The sequence below is a fragment of the Nocardia sp. NPDC056541 genome, assembly GCF_042794235.1.
Lineage (GTDB): Bacteria > Actinomycetota > Actinomycetes > Mycobacteriales > Mycobacteriaceae > Nocardia.
This window is the reverse complement of the sequence record NZ_JBHTUD010000006.1, coordinates 274776-294032: the sequence shown is the minus strand read 5'-3', so window position 1 is coordinate 294032 and position 19257 is coordinate 274776. Positions and strand designations below refer to the sequence as shown.

General features: G+C 68.0%; 20 protein-coding genes. 6 read left to right on the top strand and 14 right to left on the bottom strand.

The window, feature by feature from the left end:
- Window positions 1-110: 110 nt before the first annotated feature.
- Window positions 111-971 (top strand): MaoC/PaaZ C-terminal domain-containing protein, encoded by an 861-nt coding sequence (locus ACFQ9R_RS13270; protein ID WP_378990690.1) that lies wholly within the window; start codon window positions 111-113, stop codon window positions 969-971.
- A 55-nt stretch (window positions 972-1026) separates the two neighbouring features.
- Here the strand turns inward: ACFQ9R_RS13270 and ACFQ9R_RS13265 are convergent, their stop codons facing one another.
- Both ACFQ9R_RS13265 and ACFQ9R_RS13260 read right to left on the bottom strand, forming a co-directional pair.
- On the bottom strand, window positions 1027-1404 hold the full coding sequence (locus ACFQ9R_RS13265; RefSeq protein WP_378990689.1) for a YdeI family protein: 378 nt from the start codon (window positions 1402-1404) through the stop codon (window positions 1027-1029).
- A gap of 48 nt (window positions 1405-1452) precedes the next feature.
- Window positions 1453-2049 (bottom strand): TetR/AcrR family transcriptional regulator, encoded by a 597-nt coding sequence (locus tag ACFQ9R_RS13260; protein WP_378990688.1) that lies wholly within the window; start codon window positions 2047-2049, stop codon window positions 1453-1455.
- 31 nt (window positions 2050-2080) lie between these two features.
- Between ACFQ9R_RS13260 and ACFQ9R_RS13255 the strand changes: the two genes are divergently transcribed.
- Window positions 2081-3277: a saccharopine dehydrogenase family protein gene (locus tag ACFQ9R_RS13255; RefSeq protein WP_378990687.1), complete on the top strand. Its 1197-nt coding sequence runs from the start codon at window positions 2081-2083 to the stop codon at window positions 3275-3277.
- 56 nt (window positions 3278-3333) lie between these two features.
- Here the strand turns inward: ACFQ9R_RS13255 and hsaB are convergent, their stop codons facing one another.
- The 4 genes from hsaB to hsaA are packed head-to-tail and all read right to left on the bottom strand — an operon-like array spanning window position 3334 to window position 6869.
- A complete protein-coding gene (gene hsaB / locus ACFQ9R_RS13250) occupies window positions 3334-3909 on the bottom strand; it encodes a 3-hydroxy-9,10-secoandrosta-1,3,5(10)-triene-9,17-dione monooxygenase reductase subunit (protein ID WP_378990686.1) in 576 nt (191 codons plus the stop codon).
- A gap of 18 nt (window positions 3910-3927) precedes the next feature.
- Window positions 3928-4833, bottom strand: coding sequence for an iron-dependent extradiol dioxygenase HsaC (gene hsaC / locus ACFQ9R_RS13245; protein WP_378990685.1), 906 nt, complete (start codon window positions 4831-4833; stop codon window positions 3928-3930).
- Window positions 4833-5702, bottom strand: a complete 870-nt coding sequence (hsaD, locus tag ACFQ9R_RS13240) for a 4,5:9,10-diseco-3-hydroxy-5,9,17-trioxoandrosta-1(10),2-diene-4-oate hydrolase (protein WP_378990684.1) — start codon at window positions 5700-5702, stop codon at window positions 4833-4835. Before hsaD ends, hsaC begins: the two co-directional genes overlap by 1 nt.
- A 3-nt stretch (window positions 5703-5705) precedes the next feature.
- Entirely contained in the window at window positions 5706-6869 is a 1164-nt protein-coding gene (gene hsaA, locus ACFQ9R_RS13235; protein WP_378990683.1) for a 3-hydroxy-9,10-secoandrosta-1,3,5(10)-triene-9,17-dione monooxygenase oxygenase subunit, read from the bottom strand.
- A 194-nt stretch (window positions 6870-7063) separates the two neighbouring features.
- Here hsaA and ACFQ9R_RS13230 point away from each other — a divergent pair, with 194 nt between their 5' ends.
- Complete coding sequence (locus ACFQ9R_RS13230) at window positions 7064-8239, top strand: Rieske 2Fe-2S domain-containing protein (protein WP_378990681.1); 1176 nt, start codon at window positions 7064-7066, stop codon at window positions 8237-8239.
- Window position 8240: 1 nt separating this feature from the next.
- Window positions 8241-8663: a hypothetical protein gene (locus ACFQ9R_RS13225; protein ID WP_378990680.1), complete on the top strand. Its 423-nt coding sequence runs from the start codon at window positions 8241-8243 to the stop codon at window positions 8661-8663.
- On the opposite strand, the gene ACFQ9R_RS13220 is transcribed toward ACFQ9R_RS13225, so the two are convergent.
- The 8 genes from ACFQ9R_RS13220 to ACFQ9R_RS13185 form a co-directional block, all read right to left on the bottom strand.
- Window positions 8664-9413: a DUF427 domain-containing protein gene (locus ACFQ9R_RS13220; RefSeq protein ID WP_378990679.1), complete on the bottom strand. Its 750-nt coding sequence runs from the start codon at window positions 9411-9413 to the stop codon at window positions 8664-8666.
- Window positions 9414-9497: 84 nt separating this feature from the next.
- Complete coding sequence (locus ACFQ9R_RS13215; RefSeq protein ID WP_378990678.1) at window positions 9498-10739, bottom strand: MFS transporter; 1242 nt, start codon at window positions 10737-10739, stop codon at window positions 9498-9500.
- Window positions 10740-10756: 17 nt separating this feature from the next.
- Window positions 10757-11209, bottom strand: coding sequence for a MarR family winged helix-turn-helix transcriptional regulator (locus tag ACFQ9R_RS13210; protein ID WP_378990677.1), 453 nt, complete (start codon window positions 11207-11209; stop codon window positions 10757-10759).
- Window positions 11210-11337: 128 nt separating this feature from the next.
- Window positions 11338-12387: an acyl-CoA dehydrogenase family protein gene (locus ACFQ9R_RS13205; protein ID WP_378990675.1), complete on the bottom strand. Its 1050-nt coding sequence runs from the start codon at window positions 12385-12387 to the stop codon at window positions 11338-11340.
- 132 nt (window positions 12388-12519) lie between these two features.
- A complete protein-coding gene (locus ACFQ9R_RS13200) occupies window positions 12520-13536 on the bottom strand; it encodes an acyl-CoA dehydrogenase family protein (RefSeq protein ID WP_378990674.1) in 1017 nt (338 codons plus the stop codon).
- Window positions 13537-13585: 49 nt separating this feature from the next.
- On the bottom strand, window positions 13586-14728 hold the full coding sequence (locus tag ACFQ9R_RS13195; RefSeq protein WP_378990672.1) for an acyl-CoA dehydrogenase family protein: 1143 nt from the start codon (window positions 14726-14728) through the stop codon (window positions 13586-13588).
- Window positions 14729-15604: an enoyl-CoA hydratase gene (locus tag ACFQ9R_RS13190; protein WP_378990671.1), complete on the bottom strand. Its 876-nt coding sequence runs from the start codon at window positions 15602-15604 to the stop codon at window positions 14729-14731.
- Window positions 15601-17166, bottom strand: a complete 1566-nt coding sequence (locus ACFQ9R_RS13185; RefSeq protein ID WP_378990670.1) for a FadD3 family acyl-CoA ligase — start codon at window positions 17164-17166, stop codon at window positions 15601-15603. The genes ACFQ9R_RS13190 and ACFQ9R_RS13185 overlap by 4 nt, the downstream gene beginning before the upstream one ends.
- A 79-nt stretch (window positions 17167-17245) precedes the next feature.
- On the opposite strand from ACFQ9R_RS13185, the gene ACFQ9R_RS13180 reads away from it, so the two are divergent.
- Window positions 17246-18433, top strand: a complete 1188-nt coding sequence (locus ACFQ9R_RS13180; protein WP_378990669.1) for an acyl-CoA dehydrogenase family protein — start codon at window positions 17246-17248, stop codon at window positions 18431-18433.
- Window positions 18430-19251, top strand: a complete 822-nt coding sequence (locus tag ACFQ9R_RS13175; RefSeq protein ID WP_378631644.1) for an SDR family oxidoreductase — start codon at window positions 18430-18432, stop codon at window positions 19249-19251. The genes ACFQ9R_RS13180 and ACFQ9R_RS13175 overlap by 4 nt, the downstream gene beginning before the upstream one ends.
- Window positions 19252-19257: the final 6 nt, after the last annotated feature.

Sequence of the window (19257 nt, the reverse complement as noted above, 5' to 3'; positions counted from 1 at the left end):
TCACGATCGGCTACCTGGCGGTCATCGACGTCTCGACGACCGGGTCGGCGGACGAGGTCGACGGATGAACGAGCCATTCGTACTGTTCAGCAGACATGCAGGAGTAACCCATGCCCATTGATCTGGCGACCGCGCTCGGCGCGACTCTGCCCTCGCGCGAGTTCAGCTGGACGCCCACCGACGTGCAGCTCTACCACCTTGGCCTCGGCGCGGGCGCCCGCCCGACCGACCCGGCCGAGCTGGCCTACCTCGACGATCGCGCACCCCAGGTGCTGCCGACGTTCGCGACGGTGGCGCCGACCCTCGGCGAAACCGAGCCGCCGCGAGTGAGCTTCCCCGGCATCGAGATCGACCTGGCCAAGGTGGTGCACGGGCACCAGGAAGTAGTGGCGCACAAGCCGATTCCGGCTGCGGGTAAAGCGCTCTGGGCAGGTCGGATCGTCGAGATCTGGGACAAAGGCGCCAACGCGGTGATCGTGCAGGAGCACACCATCACCGGATCCGACGGTGAACCGCTGTGGACCGCGCGGTCCTCCATTTTCGCCAGGGGTGAAGGTGGTTTCGGCGGCGAGCGTGGTCCGAGTGCCCGCGTCGAACTGCCCGATCGCGCCCCCGACGCGGAGCTGCTCACCCCCACGTTGCCACAGCAGGCCCTGCTGTACCGCCTCTCCGGCGATCGCAACCCGCTGCACTCGGACCCCGAATTCGCCCGTGGCGCAGGTTTTCCCGCCCCGATCCTGCACGGGCTGTGCACCTACGGCACGGTATGCAAGGCCATCACCGACGCTCTGCTCGACAGTGACGCGGGCCGGGTCGGCGGGTTCCGGGCCAAGTTCGCCGGCGTGCTCTACCCGGGCGAGACCTTGCGCACCAAGGTGTGGCGCGAGGGCGACCAGTTGATCGCGGTCGTCACCGTGGTCGAACGAGACGATGCCCCCGTCCTCAGCGATGTCGCCCTGCGTATCGCCTGATCCGAACCACTGATCACCAGGTCGCCGGAGCATGAGAACGCCGGTGGCCTGGTGATCATTTTTCGAGCGCGGTGATCGCTTGGGCGATGCGGCCGTCCGCGCACGCCGATTCGATGGCCGCGAACCCGGCCGGGCGCATCCGCCCCGCGGCGATGAGGGCTTCGGCCTTGGCGACGTTGATCTGCGACCAGGGGCTCCGTGCTCGACGCGGCGAGTATCGCTGCAGGTAGTGGTGGGCGTCGAGGCCGCGGCGATGGCTGTCGATCCAGCCGTAGCAGAGTGCGCCGTCCAGGGTTTCGCTGATCGTCACCGATCTCTCGGGGGCCTTCTTCTTTGCGATCAGCACCCACACCTCGCGGGCGTCGGCGTGGTTCGCCGCCAGCCACGTGTCCCAGGCTTCGGCGTCGGGGCAGGTGATGAATTCGATGTCCATGCCACCTATCCTCCGATTCAAAGTGCTCACCGAATGAGCACTTTGAATTCACGCCGGTTCGAGTGTCGCCAGTAGGGCGCCGGCGGCTCGGGTGGCCTGTTCGGTCCGTCGGGAATCGACGACTCCTTGCAGGTGAAACGCCCAGTGCGCCTCGAACAGGCACGCGAGCCCGTAGGCGCTGGTCGCGACGCGATCCGCCGGGGCGGCCGGGTACGCGGCGGCGAGCTGTCGCTCCAGTTCGGGTAGCCACCGCTCGGTCCACAACTCCCGCAGGCTGTGCCGGACCACCTCATCGCGCGCCGCGAGATTCACCAGTTCGCTCCACACCACCAGGTCGTCGCGGTTTCCGTAAGCGCCCGGTGTGAACATCCGTGCCACTCGATCCTCGATCGTCCCCTCGGCGCCCAGCCGCAGTTGCGCGTCACCGTACGCGGCGACGGCTTCGGTGACGAAGGCCCGCATCAGCCCGTCTCTACTGCCGAAATAGTGCAGCACCAGCGTGCGCTGCACTCCGGCCGCCGCGGCCACTCGCGACAGCGTCGTATCGGCGAAACCGTCGGTCGCCACGACGGAATGAGCGGCCCGCAGGATCTGACCGATCCGCTCCTTGGCCTTGCTCGGCCGCCCGACTTTATTTACTGTCATGTTAGTCAATATATTCGACGGGGAGGCAGTCATGCGAGTTCTGGCACTGGGTGGGGCAGGGGAGATGGGCAGGGTCGCCGCCCGCATCATGCACGGCGACGACAGGGTGACAGCACTGACGATCGCCGACCGGGACGAGGCCGCGGCGCGCGCGCTCGCCACCGAACTCGGCGCCACCGCTTGTCGACTGGACGCCACCGACGGTTCGGCGCTGACTTCGGCGATGCGGGATTTCGACCTGGTGGTGAATACCGTCGGCCCATATTTCCGCTTCGGCCCACCGATCCTGGCGGCGGCGATCGCCGCGCGCTGCGACTACATCGACATCTGCGACGATCCCCAGCCGACCATCGACATGCTGGAACTGGACGCGGCGGCGCGCGCGGCGGGGGTGACAGCGCTGGTCGGCATGGGCGCCAGCCCCGGTATCGCCAATCTGCTCGCCGTGCTGGCGGGCCGGGAACTAGACCGGGTCGACTCCGTGGTCACCGGCTGGAACATTCACTCCGCGCACACCGAACCGGCCGGTCCAGGGGCGACCGCGGCCGTGGTGCACGGCATGCGACAGATCGCCGGTGACATTCCGGTCATCCGCGACGGCGTGCGCGCCCAGCGCCCGGCCCTGGAACGGATGCGCATCGACTACCCGGGCCTGCGCACCGGCGAAGGCCGCAGCTTCGGTCACCCGGAGGCGATCACCGTGGCGCGAGCCTTCCCCGAACTCCGCGACGCGACCACCGTGGTCGTCGGCGACCGCTCGACCTCGGCGGCGCTGCTGGCCCTGCGCTGGGTAATGGGCGCTCGCCTGTTGACGCTGGATCAGGCGGCCGGGGTGGCAGCCCGCGTCGAACGACTCCTGCCCGCCGATCCGGCGAAACTGATCACTGCCGGTGGCCTGCCACCGCTGTTCGCCGTCGCGACGGGCCTGCGGGCTGGAGTCGCCGCGACCGCCGCCACGGCGCTGTGTCAGGTCCCCGGTCTCACGATGGCCGACAACACCGGCGTGCCGTTGGCGGTCGCGGCACTGCTGCGGGCGAAGAGCCCCGGCGTCCACACGCCGGAGACCCTGCTCGATCCGCGCGAATTCTTCACCGCGTTCGCCCCGCACTGTCTCGGCGCACCACACCCGGCCGCGATGACGGTCACCACGCGCAGCTGGGACACCGAGGAGGACAACGCCGCGGCACTGTCGTCCGCGCTGCTGACCGCACTGCTCACCGCGAGATGAGCAGTGCACGCCACGCTGCCGACCGAGGCCGTGACCGCCTGCTCAGGCCGGTCGATTCACAGCCAGGTGTCGAGGCTGGTGGTGGTGAGGAAGTGGTCCAGGTCCGCGCGCCAGGGGGCGGGGGTGGTCTTGTCCGGCTCGATGCCGGTGTACTGGCCGCGGTAGAACAGCAGCGGACGACCACCGGTGGTGGCCGACTCCGCGAGCGCGTGGACCCGGCCGATGACGATGTAGTGGTCACCGCCGTCGACGACGGAGTCGACGGTGCATTCGATGGTGGCCAGGGAATCGTCGAGCACGGGGACGCCCAATGCGGATGTCCGCCAGCCGACTCCGGCGAACTTGTCGGTCTCGCGTGAGCCGAAGCGCGCGCACGTCGGCTGCTGTTCCTCGGAGAGCACGTTCACGCAGAACTTGCCCGCAGCCTCGATCGCCGCCCACGACCGCGACCCCTTGGTGGGGCAGAACAGCACGAGGGGCGGGTCGAGGGAGAGCGCGGCGAAGGACTGGCAGGCGAACCCGATGGGCTCACCGTCCGGATCGAGCGCGGTGATCACGGTGATGCCGGTGCAGAACTGCCCCAGCACGGTGCGGAACTGCCGGCCGTCGATCGCCGGTATCTGTTCAGTCATGTCCTTCGCCGCCCGTTCCTATTGCTGTTTGAATCCGACAGTGAAGTCGTGACCCCACAGGCTCACCGCGGTCGATTCGCGGGCGATCCAGTCGTGGTCGTCGACTTCCAGTCCTTCACAGCCGAATTCGATGTCGAATCCGCCGGGAGTCTTCATGTAGAAGGACAGCATCTTGTCGTTGATGTGGCGGCCGAGAGTGGCCGACATCTTCACCTTCTTGCGATAGGCGCGGTCCAGGCAGAGACCGACGTCGTCGGAGTTCTCCACCTCGACCATCAGGTGCACGATGCCGGTGGGGTTCGGCAGCGGCAGGAACGCCAGCGCGTGGTGGCGCGGGTTGCAGCCGTAGAAGCGCAGCCAGGCCGGGTCGCCGTCGGCGGGACGGCCGACCATCTGCGGCGGCAGCCGCATGGAGTCGCGCAGCCGGAAGCCCAGGATGTCCTGGTAGAACGCCTGTGCCGCGGCATCGTCGGTGCAGGTGAGAACCACGTGGCCCAATCCCTGCTCGGCGGTGACGAACTTGTGGCCGTAGGGGCTCACGAAGCGGCGACCCAGGTACTGCGCGCCGTAGAACGCCTCGAGGGTGTTCCCGGACGGATCCTGGAACCGGATCATGCCCTCGACGCGTCGCTCACCCAGCTCTTCCTTGGTGCCCTCGGTGAAGGCGACCCCAGCCTTGCTCAGGGTTTCCCGCAGCTGTTGCAGGCCGGGCCCGTCGGTGACCTCCCAGCCCGAGACCAGCAGCCGGTCCTGCTCGCCGGGAACGATCACCAGTCGGGCGGCGAAATCGTCCATGCGCAGGTAGAGCGCGTCGGGGTTCAGCCCGGTGCCCTCCATCATGCCGAGAACCTTGAGGCCGTACTCGCGCCAGGCCGCCATGTCGGTGGCCTCGATGCGCATGTAGCCCAGGGCGCGAATGCTCATTACTTCTCCCCGAGGAAATCGACGGTGAGCCGGTTGAACTCGTCGAACTTCTCCAGCTGTGCCCAGTGCCCGCAGCCACCGAACACGTGCAGCTGGACGCGCGGGATCACCTTGGTGGCCACGAGCGCGCCGTCGAGGGGGTTCACCCGATCTTCGCGACCCCAGATCAACAGCACCGGCTGACGCAGCTTGTACGCGTCACGCCACAGCATGCCCTTCTCGAAGTCCGCGCCGGCGAACGACTTGCCCATCGCCTTCATCGCGGCCAGCGACTCGGGCGTACTCGCGAAGGCGAACCGCTCGTCGATGAGTTCCTCGGTCACCAGGGACTGGTCGAAGACCATGATCCGCAGGAACTTCTCCAGGTTGTCCCTGGTCGGTTCGTAGGTGAACTTCGAGAGCAGCTTCACGCCCTCGGTGGGGTCGGGCGCGAACAGGTTGGTGCTCAGCCCGCCCGGACCCATCAGCACGAGTTTGCCCGCGCGCGTGGGGTGGTCGAGTGCGAACCGCACCGAGGCGCCGCCGCCGAGAGAGTTGCCGAGCAGGTGCACCCGGTCGGTGATCTCGAGGTGATCGAGCAGCGCGAGCAGTGCGTTCGAGCTGTGCACGAAGTACTGCGGGTGGTCGATCGGCTTGTCGGACTTGCCGTAACCCGGCTGATCGGGCGCGATCACGTGATAGCGCTCGGCCAGCACGGGGATGTTGCGGGCGAAGTTCGACCACGCCGAGGCACCGGGTCCACCACCGTGCAGCAGCACGATCGTCGGCCCGTTGCCCACTCCGGCTTCGTGGTAGTGCAGCTTCAGATCGGGGGTGACCTGCGCGAAGCGTGAGGTCGATGCGTAGGTCAGTTCAGCGGTTCGGGTCATCGGCTACACCATGGCGTCGGTGACGGGCAGGCCGAACTCGTGCGTGCCGTACATCACGTAGGCGCGCTCGGGATCGTTGGCCGCGTGGACCCGCCCGGCATGCGCGTCACGCCAGAAGCGTTGCAGTGGCGTGCCGTTGGCCAGGGCGGTGGCGCCCGAGGACTCGAAGAGCTTGTCGATCGAGGCGATCACGCGACCGGTCGAACGCACCTGGTCGCGACGGGCGCGCACGCGCAGATCGAACGGCACCTCTTCGCCCGCCAGCAGCAGGGCGTACTCCTCGGCGACATTGCCCGAGAGCTGACGCCACGCGGCGTCGATATCGCTGGCCGCCTCGGCCACGCGCACCTTGGCGAACGGATCGTCCTTGGCGTTCTCGCCGGCGTAGGCGGCGCGCACGCGCTTGCCCTGGTGCTCGACGTGCGCCTCGTAGGCGCCGTAGCCCATGCCGACGATCGGCGCGGAGATGGTGGTGGGGTGGATGGTGCCCCACGGCATCTTGTAGACGGGGTCGGTGTTCTGCTCGAGGCCGGGCGCGCGGCCCTCGCTCATCGCGCGGAAGCTCAGGAACCGGTGCGACGGGACGAAGATGTCCTCGACGACGACGGTGTTGGAGCCGGTGCCGCGCAGACCGACGACGTTCCAGACGTCATCGATGCGGTAGTCCGAGCGCGGGATCAGGAAGCTGCCGAAGTCGACCGGCTTGCCGTTCTTGATCACCGGACCGCCCAGCACCGCCCAGGTGGCGTGATCGGAACCCGAGGACCAAGCCCACGAGCCGCGCACGATGTAACCACCGTCGACGGCCTGTCCCGCTCCCATCGGCGCGTACGAGGACGAGATGCGCACATCGGTGTCCTCGCCCCACACGTCCTGCTGGGCCTGCTGATCGAACAGCGCGAGGTGCCAGTTGTGCACCCCGATGATGCCCGACACCCAGCCGGTGGAACCACACGCGCTGGCGATCTTGCGCACGGTGTCGTAGAAGACCACCGGGTCGGCCGCGTGGCCGCCCCACTGCTTGGGCTGGAGCAGCCGGAAGAAACCGGTCTCCTGCAGCGCCTTCATGGATTCTTCGGGAATGCGGCGCAGGTCTTCGGCCTCCTGCGCACGCTCACGCAGCGTCGGCAGCAGTGCCTCGACCCGTTCGGTCACTTCTTGCGTCATTTCGGAGCCCGCTCCTGCCCTTGTCGGATCGACAACCGGTTCTTTTCGTCTCTGAGATTAGAACAGGTTCTCGTTTCTGTCGAGAAGATCGCCCTACCTCGGATATAACAGGAGTCAACAAGGAAGTTCGCTGGACAACTGGCGTGAAGTGGCTCAGTTTTGTAACGTGTTCTAGTGAACGAGGAGGGTTCGGGATGGCGATCAACCCCAAGGTGAGGGAACTCGATGTCGGTGCACCGCCGACGAGGTTCGCGCGTGGCTGGCACTGTGTCGGCCTCGCGTCGACGTTCCGCGACGGTAAACCGCACGCGGTCGAGGTCTTCGGTACCAAGCTCGTCGTGTGGACCGATACCGACGACCAGATCCGCGTGCTCGACGCCTACTGCAGGCATATGGGCGGCGACCTGAGCATGGGAACGGTGAAGGGCGACGACATCGCCTGCCCGTTCCACGACTGGCGCTGGGGTGCCAGCGGAAAGTGCACCGCGATTCCGTACGCGCGCCGCGTTCCGCCGCTGGCCCGCACCCGGAAGTGGACCACGCTCGAGCGCAACGGTCAGCTGTACGTCTGGCACGATCACGAGGGCAACGAACCGCCCGCCGAGGTCACGATCCCGTACATCGAGGGTCCCTACACCGACGAACAGGGCAATCCGACCGAGGCCCACAACAGCGGCTGGACCGACTGGACCTGGGACTCGTTGCTGATCCAGGGCGCCAACTGCCGCGAGATCATCGACAACGTCGTGGACATGGCGCACTTCTTCTACATCCACTACGCCTTCCCGACGTTCTTCAAGAACGTCTTCGAAGGGCATGTGGCGACGCAGTTCTTGGAGACCAAGGGCCGCCCCGACGTCGGTATGGCCGCCAAGCACGGTGGTGACACGCTGCTGAAGTCGGAGGCGTCCTACTTCGGGCCGTCCTACATGATCAATCCGCTGGTGAACATCTACAGCGGGTACGAGATCAAGGTTCAGCTGATCAACTGCCACTACCCGGTCGACCAGGATTCGTTCGTGCTGCAGTGGGGTCTGTCGGTCGAGAAGCCCAAGGGCCTGCCCGACGAGGCCGCGAAGAAACTGGCCGACACGATGGCCAAGTTCTTCGGCGACGGCTTCCTGCAGGACGTGGAGATCTGGAAGCACAAGTCCAAGGTCGAGAACCCGCTGCTCTGCGAGGAAGACGGGCCGGTCTACCAGCTGCGTCGCTGGTACGAGCAGTTCTACGTCGACGTCGCCGAGGTGACCGAGAAGATGACCCAGCGCTTCGAGTTCGAGGTCGATACGACCAAGGCGAATCAGGCGTGGGAGGCCGAGGTGGCGGAGAACCTGCGCCGCAAGGCCGAATCCGAGGAAGCAGGCGTCTGATATGAGCCAGAGCGAGCCGCAAAGGTCCGGCGATCCGTCGCAGCTCGCTTCGGCGGAGCCGGGGTCGGGCGATTCCTCGCCGCGTGCGGGGACTCGCCCGACCTGGGCCAAAGCGCCCGATTTCGCTGATCAACCCGCGCGGCAAGCCGCGGTGCGGGCGCAAACTGTGGTCGACAAACAGCATTACCTCGACACGGGTCTCACACCACTGCGGTGCCAGGCGTGCTCGGCACAGGTGCTGGTGCGCAAGGCGAGTCAGCACCAGACCTCGGTGCAGTGGACCGAGCGACCCGACGCGCACTGCCCGATCTTCGCGCAGCTGACCGCGCACGGTGCGCGGCCGGGTCGGCCGGAATCGTGTCCGTCACTGGAGAAGTCGATCAAGTGGGCGGTCGACGAAGGCGTGCTCGACGTCGGCGAATAGTCAGCCGAACGGGGTGTGCGGGCGATCCTGTCGCACCCCGTCGAGGTAGATGTCGACCTTCTCGTTGTAGAAGCACGCCAGCCCCGCCACCTTCTGGCTCTCCGGCAGCGGCGTGCGGTAGATCCAGACGAGGTCGGCGTGCTCGGTGTCGCCGACGCGCACGTTCCAGTAGTCGGCGGTGCCCTTGTACGGGCAGCTCGTGTGGGTGTCCGACGCGGTCAGTAGATCCATCCGGACATCGGTCAGCGGCAGGTAATACCGTGCGGGCAAACCGGTTTCGAACAGGATTCGGGGCGAATGCGAGTCCGCGACGGTCACTCCGTCGATCTCCACCCGCACGTGCCGGGAACTGCCGAGAATGTCCACGCGCGAATACGGATCGCGCGGATGGACGAAGACCTGCTCGTCTTCCTCGAACCAGTCGAACGCGGCGATATCGAGCCGCACAGCGTCTTTCAGCTCCGACAGCGGTGAGTCGAGATAGCGCAGCGCCGCACCGTCGGCGCGCAGACCCTCGACCGTCACGTCGTAACCCGTCGCGTCGCCGCGGCTGGGGGAGTGCTCGGTGACCCCGTTCGGATCGAGGTCGGCGCGCACGTCGGTGAGCGGCACGTAGTAGGTCGGGTAGTACGGGATCTCCCAGACCAGCAACGGCCGGAGCGTGTCGGCCACCAGCTTCCCGCGCAAGTAGGCCCGTACTCGCTTCTGTCCCGTTTCCACCTTGACGCGCCCGCGTCGGTCCTCGGTCATGCCCTCGACGCTACGCCCGCGACAGCGAATCGCCCCTGGCACTCGTGGTACCAGGGGCGATTCGGATACACCGACGGGGACGGGTCAATCGCCGACGGTGATGGCCTGTGCTTCCTCGATCGAGTGGGGGGCCGGGTCGTGGTCGTCGATGTGGGCCAGGGCGCCGCGGCCGATGTAGAGGACCGCGACCGCGGCGGCCGTGCAGACCGCGCCGAGCCAGAACGGCAGCGACATGTTGTGCTCGCCGAGTTTGCCCGCCACCCACGGAGCGGCCGCACCGCCACCGAATCGGACGAAGCTGTACGCCGCCGACGCGGTCGAGCGCTCGACCGGCGCCGAGATCATCACGGCCTCGGTGATCAGCGTGTTGTTCACGCCGAGGAACGCACCGGCGATCACCACACCGACGATCAGCACGACCTTGTGTTCGGTGAACATCCCCATCGCCGCCAGGTCGATCGCGAACAGGGCCAGCGACAAGGCCATCATCGGCAGCGAACCGAAGCGCGCCTGCAGTTTCGGGGCGAGGAACACCGAGGACAGGGCGAGCAGGATGCCCCAGCCGCAGAAGATGAAGCCGATCGCGTAGGTGCCCATGTCCAGCGGGAACGGGGTGAACGCGAGCAGGGTGAAGAAGCCGAAGTTGTAGAGCAGCGCGGTGATGCTCACGGTGAGCAATCCTCTGTGCCGCAGGGCTTTGAACGGCGCGGTGATCGAGGTGGGGTGCGCGGCCTTCGGCGTTTCGGGCAGCAGCACGACGATCGCGATGAAGGCGACGGCCATCAGCACCGAGACTCCGAAGAACGGTCCGCGCCAGCTGATTCCACCGAGCACGCCGCCCAGCAGCGGGCCGGTCGCGATGCCGATGCCGAGCGCGGCCTCGTAGAGAATGATCGCCTTGGCGACGCCGCCGGTGGCCGCGCCGACGATGGTGGCCAGCGCCGTCGCGATGAACAGGGCGTTGCCCAGACCCCAGCCCGCGCGGAAGCCGATGATCTCGCCGATGCTGCCGGACATGCCCGCCAGCGCGGCGAACACGATGATGATCGCCAGCCCGGACAGCAGCGTCTTCTTCGCGCCGAAGCGGCTCGAGATCACGCCGGTGACCAGCATGGCGACGCCGGTGACGGCCATGTAGCTGGTGAACAGCAACGACACCTGGGACGGCGTCGCGTTCAGCTGTTCGCCGATGGGCTTGAGAATGGGATCGACCAGGCCGATGCCCATGAACGCGATGACGCTCGCGAAGGCGACGGCCCACACGGCTTTGGGCTGGGAGTTGGTGGTTGCGGCGTTGTCGTCGCGAGTCAGCTGGGGGGTGCTCACTGGCGCTCCTGGTTGCATCACTGATGACCGCGGGCAACCGAGCGAAGGGCTGTCAGCAGGTCGTTCATGTCGGTATCGAGGCGGATCAGCCGATCGAGATCGAAATCGGCCAGTCCGGGTGCCATGGCGGCGGCGAACGCGCGTCTGGCCTCGGTGAGGCGGGACCGGCCGGCCGGGGTGAGCTCGATGAGCACTGCCCGGGAGTCGTGCGGGTCTTTGGTGCGGGATGCGAAGCCGTCGGTGACGAGTCGACCGATCAGCGCCGTTGCCGCCGGTTGGGAACATCTGTCGATCCGGGCGAAATCGCTGACCCGCAGCCCGCCGTGCTCGTCGAGCACGGAAAGGGCCCGCAGGACCGCGCGGGGCAGGTCGTCGTTGCTGATCGCCCCGGCCAGTCGGGTGAGCCGACCAGCGGTGACCAACAGGTCGACCACGATGTCGTCTGCCGATGGCTGCGCTGTCTGCTTCACAGGAGATAATATTACATAAGCTAATTATCTAAATCCAGACCGGTCCGCGCCCAAGCCCGGTGAAATGGCGCACAGCATGCCGAAAGCCCTGGTCGCGGAGCTGCGACCAGGGCTTTCGGTGAATACGGCTAGGCCGCGACCGGACGACGCCCGGTGCCGAACAGCTCGGCGGTGGCGTGCGCCCGCTTGAAAAAGAGGTGGGCGTCGTGTTCCCAGGTGATGGCGATGCCGCCGTGCAACTGGATGGTCTCGGCCGCCACCGTGGAGAAGGTCTCGGTGCAGTGCTTGCGCGCGACCCACACGTCCTCCGCGGCCGACGGACTGTCCTCGGCCACCGCGAGTGCGGCGGCCAGCGCCGCCGATTCGGCCGACTCGACCAGCACGTACATATCGGCCATCCGGTGCTTGAGCGCCTGGAAGCTGCCGATCGGACGACCGAACTGCACGCGCGAGGCCGTGTACTCCACCGTCATCTCGAGGCAGCGCCTGGCCGCGCCGACCTGCTCGGCGGCCAGTGCCGCCCAGGCGATCTCGCGCAGCCGGCGGCGCAGCGCGGCGGGGTCGCCGGTGCCGATCCGGGTGGCGGGGGCATCGGTGAAGGTGATGGTGGCGAGTTTGCGCGTGGGATCGAGCGCGGGGGTCGCGGTGACAGCCACGCCGGGGGCGTCCGCTGTCGTCTCGAACAGTCCGTCATCGGTCAGCACCAACAGCAGGTCGGCCTGAGCTCCGTGCAGCACGTAATGGGCCGCGCCACTGAGCTTTCCGCCGGTCGCGCTGACCCCGGCCGCATCCCATCCGGTGGCGTCCGCCCAGCACAGGGCCGCCGTGCGTGACCCATCCGCCAGATCGGGCAACAGCCGGGCGCACGACTGCTCGTCACCGGCCAGCAGAATCGCCTGCACCCCGAGCACCGCTGACCCGAGCATCGGCACACCGCTCAGCGTCCGCCCCAATTCGCCGACGACCATGAGCGATTCGACGAGCCCGGCGCCCGCGCCACCCCACTCCTCCGGCACCGCGAGCGCGGCGACCCCGACCTGCTCGCACAGCATCCGCCACAACTTCGGGTCGTACCCGAGGTCGGTGTCCATCGCGGTACGCAGCGCGGCCGACGTGGCGTGCTTGCCGAGCAGGGCCCGCACGGAGGTCCGGAATTCGAGTAGTTCATTCGATGACATGGGGTTCCTCGTAAGGCTCGGTGATGGCGGCGGCGGTGGGAGAGCGTCGGCTGCGGTTCGGCGGGACTCGGCTGCCACCGCGACACAGACCCGCGCGGCATTCGGCCGGTGTCGTCGGTGGCATCGCGGGTCTCAGCTCGTTGCGGCCGCAGGTTCGGCGGCGCGTAGCGCGTCGGCGATTCTGCCGCGATGGAAGTCGGCGGTGCCCCACGCAGTTCGAAGGGCCGCGACCTTGGTCAGCCACAGCGACAGGTCGAATTCCGCGGTGTAGCCGATGGCCCCGTGTACCTGAAGCCCGGCACGCGCGGCACGATGGGCGGCGTCGCCGCAGGTCACCAGGGCTGCCGAGACATCGCGAGCGCGGTCGTCCGAATCCAGTGTGAGGGCCGCGCGGTACACCAGCGGCTCGGCCAGATCCAAGGCGATCAGCACGTCGGCGAGTTGCTGTTTCACCGCCTGGAATTCACCGATCGCACGACCGAACTGCTTGCGCTGCTTCGCGTAAGAGGTGGTCTGCTCGAGAATCGAGCGGCCCGCACCGAGGAGCTGTGCGGCACAGGCGAGAACACCGATGTCGAAGGCGTAGTCGATGGCGGCTTCGGCCTCGGGGCCCTCGGCGGTCACTTCCTCGGCCCGCACGCGAAACAGCTTGCGGGCGGGGTCGATCGAGGTCACCGAATCCGTCGGCGCGACGCCGAGTGTCAGTCGGCCGTCGGCGGCGACGAGGACCGGATCGGCGATGTCGGCGTCGAGGGCGATGCCGCGCTGCGCCTCGAAGGTGATGGTGCCGAGCGCCTCGCCGCTCGCGAGCGCGGGCAACCATCGCTGGGCAGGTGCGTCGTCCGGAAGACGTTGCAGCAGAGCGGGAATCACGGCGGCGGACTCGATCACGGGCCCGGGCGCGGCGCCGCGGCCCAGTTCGATCAGCGCGACCACGAGATCGACGGTGGTGGCGTCCGCCCCGTCGTACTTCTCGTCGACGATCAGACCGAAGACGCCCATGTCGGCGATCTGCCGCAGCAGGGCGCGCCCCTTGGTGGTGTCACCGTCCGCCCAGGCACGCACCGCCGCGGGCACCTGTCCGGCATCGAGAATCTTGCGCAGTTCGGCGGCGAAGTCGAGCTGTTCGGTACTGAGCGCGAATCTCATCGCAGACCTCCTGTGTTCGCAAGGGCGATTCGGCCCGAGAAATTGACGTTCATCGCTTGCTCTCGCGGGGCAGTCCGAGGATGCGTTCGGCGATGATGTTGCGCTGGATCTCGTTGGTGCCCGCGTAGATCGGGCCCGAGAGCGAGAACAGATAGCCGTCGGTCCAGGTGCTGCGCTGCTCGGCGGCCGAGCCGAGCAGGTCCAGCGCCGTCTCGTGCATCGAGATGTCGAGCTCGGACCAGTACACCTTGGTGATCGACGACTCCGCGCCGAGCTGGCCGCCGTCGGTGAGGCGGGTGACGGTGCCGAAGGTGTGCAGGCGGTAGGACTCGGCGCCGAGCCAGGCGTCGACCACCGAGTTCCTGGCCGCGGTGTCGCTCGGGTCGGCGGTCTCGCGCCACAGGTCGATGAGGCGCTGCGCGGTGGCGCTGAACCGGCCGGGGCTGCGCAGCGAGAGGCCACGTTCGTTCGACGAGGTCGCCATCGCGACCCGCCAGCCCTCGTTCACGCCGCCGATCACGTCGTGGTCGGGCACGAAGACGTCGTCGAGGAAGATCTCGGCGAAGCCGGGTTCGCCGTCGAGCTGGGGGATCGGCCGCACGCTCACGCCCTCGGCGGTGAGCGGGAACATCACGTAGGTGAGTCCGTGGTGGCGCTGTGCCTCGGGATCGCTGCGGAACAGGCCGAACGCCCAATCGGCGAACGACGCACGCGAACTCCACGTCTTCTGGCCGTTGAGCAGCCAGCCGCCCTCGGTGCGCCGTGCGGTGGAGCGCAGGCTCGCGAGGTCGCTGCCCGACTCGGGTTCCGACCAGGCCTGCGCCCAGATGTCGTCACCGCGCGCCATGCGCGGCAGGATCCGCGCGAGCTGCTCGGGGGTGCCGTGCTCGAACAGCGTCGGCGCGAGCAGGAAGATGCCGTTCTGCGCGACCCGACCCGGTGCGCCCGCGGCGTAATACTCCTGCTCGAACAGCACCCACTCGAGGATCGACGCGTCACGCCCGCCGAACTCGCGCGGCCACGAGACCGCGGACAGCCGGGCCTGCGCCAGCTTCGCTTCCCATTCCCGATGTGCGGCGAAGCCTTCCGCGGTATCCATCGACGGCAACGGCTCCGCCGGTACGTTGGCGGCGAGGAACTCGCGCACCTCCAGCTGGAATTCCCGGGCAGCCGGGTCGATCTCGAGATCCACTTACTTCGTCCCGTTCTGTTCGGTAGAGGTGGCGGTGGCCTTCATCGAGCGGGCGTTCATCCCGCCGAGTGAATCGGCGCCGACCTCGGCGTTGTGCGCGTGTGCGAAATGGTGCAGCCCGAAGACCGAGTCCATGCCGGAGCGCATGCCCATCAGATCCTCGGCCTGGTTGACAGCCTTCTTGGTGAGCGCGAGCCCGAATTGCGGCATGGCGGAGATCTTCTCCGCGAGCCCCATCACCTCGGCCTCCAGCTGCTCGCGCGGCACGACCCGGTTGACCATGCCCCACTCTTTGGCCTGGGCCGCCCCGAACCGGTCGCCGGTGAACAGGAACTCCTTGGCCGCGCGCGGCCCCATCACCCACGGATGCGCGAAGTACTCCACACCCGGAATGCCCATCCGGACCACCGGATCGGAGAAGAACGCGTCATCGGAGCAGACGATCAGGTCGCACACCCAGGCCAGCATCAGCCCGCCCGCGATGCACGCGCCCTGCACCATCGCCACCATCGGCTTGGGGATCTCCCGCCAGCGCCTGCACATGCCGAGATACACCTCGGACTCGCGCGCGAAGCGCTGGTCACCACCGGGGCGATCGAGGTGGTCCCACCACAGCGCGGCCTTGTTCTCGTAGTGCACGTCGTGGTCGCGGCCCGGGGTACCGATGTCGTGGCCTGCGCTGAAGTGCTTTCCGTTGCCCGCCAGCACGATCACCTTGACCTCGGGATCCTCGACCGCGCGCACGAAGGCGGCATCGAGGGCATAGGTCATCTTCGAGTTCTGCGCATTGCGGAAATCGGGCCGGTTCATGGTGACGACGGCGACCGATCCGCGCACCGCGTAGGTGACGACCTCGGTCTCGGTTTCGGAACTCACGACTTCTCCTCACGTAGCTCACGCTTGAGCACTTTGCCCGCGGCGCTGTAGGGCAGCTGGTCGCGGAACTCGACAAGCCTGGGCACTTTGAAGTTCGCCAACTTGCCCGCGGCGAAGGCGATGACCTCGTCGGCGGTCAGCGTCGATCCGGCCTTGCGGACGACGACGGCCTTGCCGACCTCGCCCATCCGCTCGTCGGGCACGCCGATCACCGCCGACTCGGCGACGCCGTCGAGCCGGGCCAGGGTCTGTTCGATCTCGGCGGGGTACACGTTGAACCCGCCGGTGATGTACATGTCCTTGAGCCGGTCGGTGATCTTCAGATAGCCGCGCTCGTCGACGATGCCGATGTCGCCGGTGTGCAGCCAGCCGTCGGCGTCGATGGCCTCGGCGGTGGCCTCGGGGTCGTCGAGGTAGCCGAGCATCACGTTCGGTCCGCGCAGCAGCACCTCACCGGCGTCGGACAGGCGCAGTTCGAAGTCGGCGATCGGCCCGCCGCAGGTGTTGGCGATGGTGGCCGCGTCGTCGGACGGACGGCACATGGTGCCGAAACCGGCCGTCTCGGACAAGCCGTAGGCGGTGATCACCACCTCGAACGCGAGATCGTCGCGCATTCGCTCGATCAGCACCACCGGCACGGTCGCCGCGCCGGTCACCGCCACCCGCAGCGAGCTCAGGTCACGCTCGGTGCGCTGGGGATGCTCGAGGATGGTCTGGTAGATCGTCGGTGGCCCGGTGAGCACGGTGATCCGCGCGGACTCGATGAGCGCCAGCGCGGCGGGCACGTCGAAGGTGGCCTGCGGCACGATCGTGGCCCCGGTGACCAGGCACGCGAGAATGCCCGCCTTGTAACCGAAGTTGTGGAAGAACGGCGGGATCACCAGGTAGCGGTCGCCCGCGCGCAGGGTCGAGCACTCGACCCAGCCGCGCACCACCCCCAGCGCCTGCCGGTGCGCGACGAGAGTGCCCTTGCTGCGGCCGGTGGTGCCGGAGGTGAAGAGAATGTCGGAGATGTCGTCGGGGGAGACCTGGGCCGCCCGCTCCTCGCCGATTTCTTCGGACACCGTCGCGGCCTGTGCGAGCAACTCGTCCCACGTCACCGTCGTGCGTGCGGGCTCGGCCGTGGCCGGAGCCGCCTCGCTCTCGATCGGAATGACGACGACGGTCCCGATACCCAGTTCCGGCGCCGCCGCCGCGAGTTCCGCCGCCCGATCGCGACCGAGGAACGGACCGGCGACGAACAAGGCCTTCGCGTCGACGCGGGCCAGCACGTCGACGGCCTCGGCCGCCACGTAGCGGGTGTTCAGCGGCACCAGCGCGGCCCCGGCGGAGTGCGCGGCCAGGGCCGCGATCACCCAGTGATAGGTGTTCGGCGCCCACATCGCGACCCGGTCGCCGGGGGAGATGCCACGGGCGATCAGGGCGCGGGCGGCCACCCGGACCTGGTCGAGTAGCTCGGTCCAGTCCAGGCGGATCGCGCCGTCGATCAGGGCAGGCTCGTGCGGATGCGCCGCTGCGATGTGGCGCAGCGCCTGCGGAGTGGTTTGTGCAGGGGGTGTCACGGGGTCCTCACCGTTGTGCGGTTCGCTGTTCTTCCGAAGCAGCTAACAAAGCAAGTGCTTGGTAGGTTATCCTACCGAGGTGGGCGTGATCCAGACCTCAGATTCCGATACCGCGACTTCCGACGCGGAGTTTCGCGCGGAAATACGCGATTGGCTCGCCGAAAATCTTTCGGGCGAGTTCGCTGACCTGCGCGGCACCGGTGGACCCGGCCGCGAACACGAATTCTTCGACGAGCGGCTGGCCTGGGACCGCCACCTCGCCGCGGCGGGCTGGACCTGCCTCGGCTGGCCGGTCGAATACGGCGGTCGCGGCGCCAGTGTGCGTCAGCAGGTGATCTTCCACGAGGAATACGCCAAGGCCGACGCGCCGGCGCGGGTCTCGCACGTGGGCGAGGAACTGCTCGGCCCCACCGTGCTGGCCTTCGGTACCGAGGAGCAGAAGAAGCGCTTCCTGCCGGGCGTGCGTTCGGTCGGCGAACTCTGGTGCCAGGGCTATTCCGAGCCCGGCGCCGGTTCCGACCTGGCCGCCGTCTCGACCACCGCGCGCCTGGACGGCGACAAGTGGGTGATCAACGGCCAGAAGATCTGGACCTCGCTCGCGCACGTCGCCGACTGGTGCTTCGTCATCGCCCGCACCGAGCGCGGCTCGAGCCGTCACAAGGGCCTGTCCTATCTGCTGGTCCCGATGAACCAGCCGGGCATCGAAGTGCGGCCGATCGAACAGCTCACCGGCACCTCCGAGTTCAACGAGGTCTTCTTCGACGATGCCGTCACCGACGCGGACCTGGTGGTCGGCGCGCCGGGCGACGGCTGGCGAATCGCGATGGGCACGCTCACCTTCGAGCGCGGCATCTCCACCCTCGGCCAGCAGATCCGCTTCGCGCGCGAGCTCTCCGACATCGAAGACCTGGCCCGGCGCACCGGCGCCGCCGACGACCCGCTGATCGCCGATCGCCTCGATCGCGCCTGGGTGGGACTGCGGGTGCTGCGCGCGCACGCGCTGCGCACCATGAGCGAGGACCACGACGACGCGGGCGGCGCCTCGGTGTCGAAGTTGCTGTGGGCCAACTGGCATCGCGACCTCGGCGAACTGGCGATGGCCGTCCAAGGCGCGACGGGCCTGCTCACCGCCCCCGACGACATGACCGCATGGCAGCGGCTGTACCTGTTCAGCCGCGCCGACACGATCTATGGAGGTTCGAACGAAGTGCAGCGCAACATCATCGCCGAGCGTGTGCTCGGTCTCCCGCGAGAGGCACGCCCGTGACCGAGCAGACCTATTCGGGCGCGAACAAGTCCCTGTCGATCGCGCCGGCTTCGATCCCCGGACACGGCCTGCTCGCGGGCCGGACGGCCGTGATCACCGCCGCCGCGGGCACCGGCATCGGCTCGGCGACCGCGCGCAGGCTCCTCGAAGAGGGCGCCGACGTGGTCGTCTCCGATTGGCACGAGCGCCGCCTGACCGAGACCGCCGAACTGCTGGCCAAGGAGTTCCCCGAGCGCCGGGTCGGTGCCGTGGTCTGCGATGTCCGCGACACCGCGCAGGTGAATCAGCTGCTGGCCGACGCGGCCGCCGAACTCGGCCGGATCGACATCATGGTCAACAACGCGGGCCTCGGCGGTGAGACCCCGGTGGTCGACATGACCGACGAGCAGTGGGACCAGGTTCTCGACATCACCCTCACCGGCACCTTCCGCTGCACCCGTGCGGCGCTGGGGTACTTCCGCGGCGCGGGCCACGGCGGCGTGATCGTGAACAACGCCTCCGTCCTCGGCTGGCGTGCCCAGCACGGCCAGGCGCACTACGCCGCCGCCAAGGCGGGGGTGATGGCGCTGACCAGGTGCAGCGCGGTCGAAGCCGCCGAATTCGGGGTGCGGATCAACGCCGTCGCGCCGAGCATCGCCCGCCACCCGTTCCTGGACAAGGTGAGCTCGACCGAGCTGCTCGACTCGCTCAGCGAGCGCGAGGCCTTCGGTCGCGCCGCCGAACCGTGGGAAGTAGCGGCGACGATCGCCATGCTGGCCAGTGACTACACCTCATATCTGACCGGCGAGGTTGTCTCGGTGAGCAGCCAGCGCGCATGATCGCCG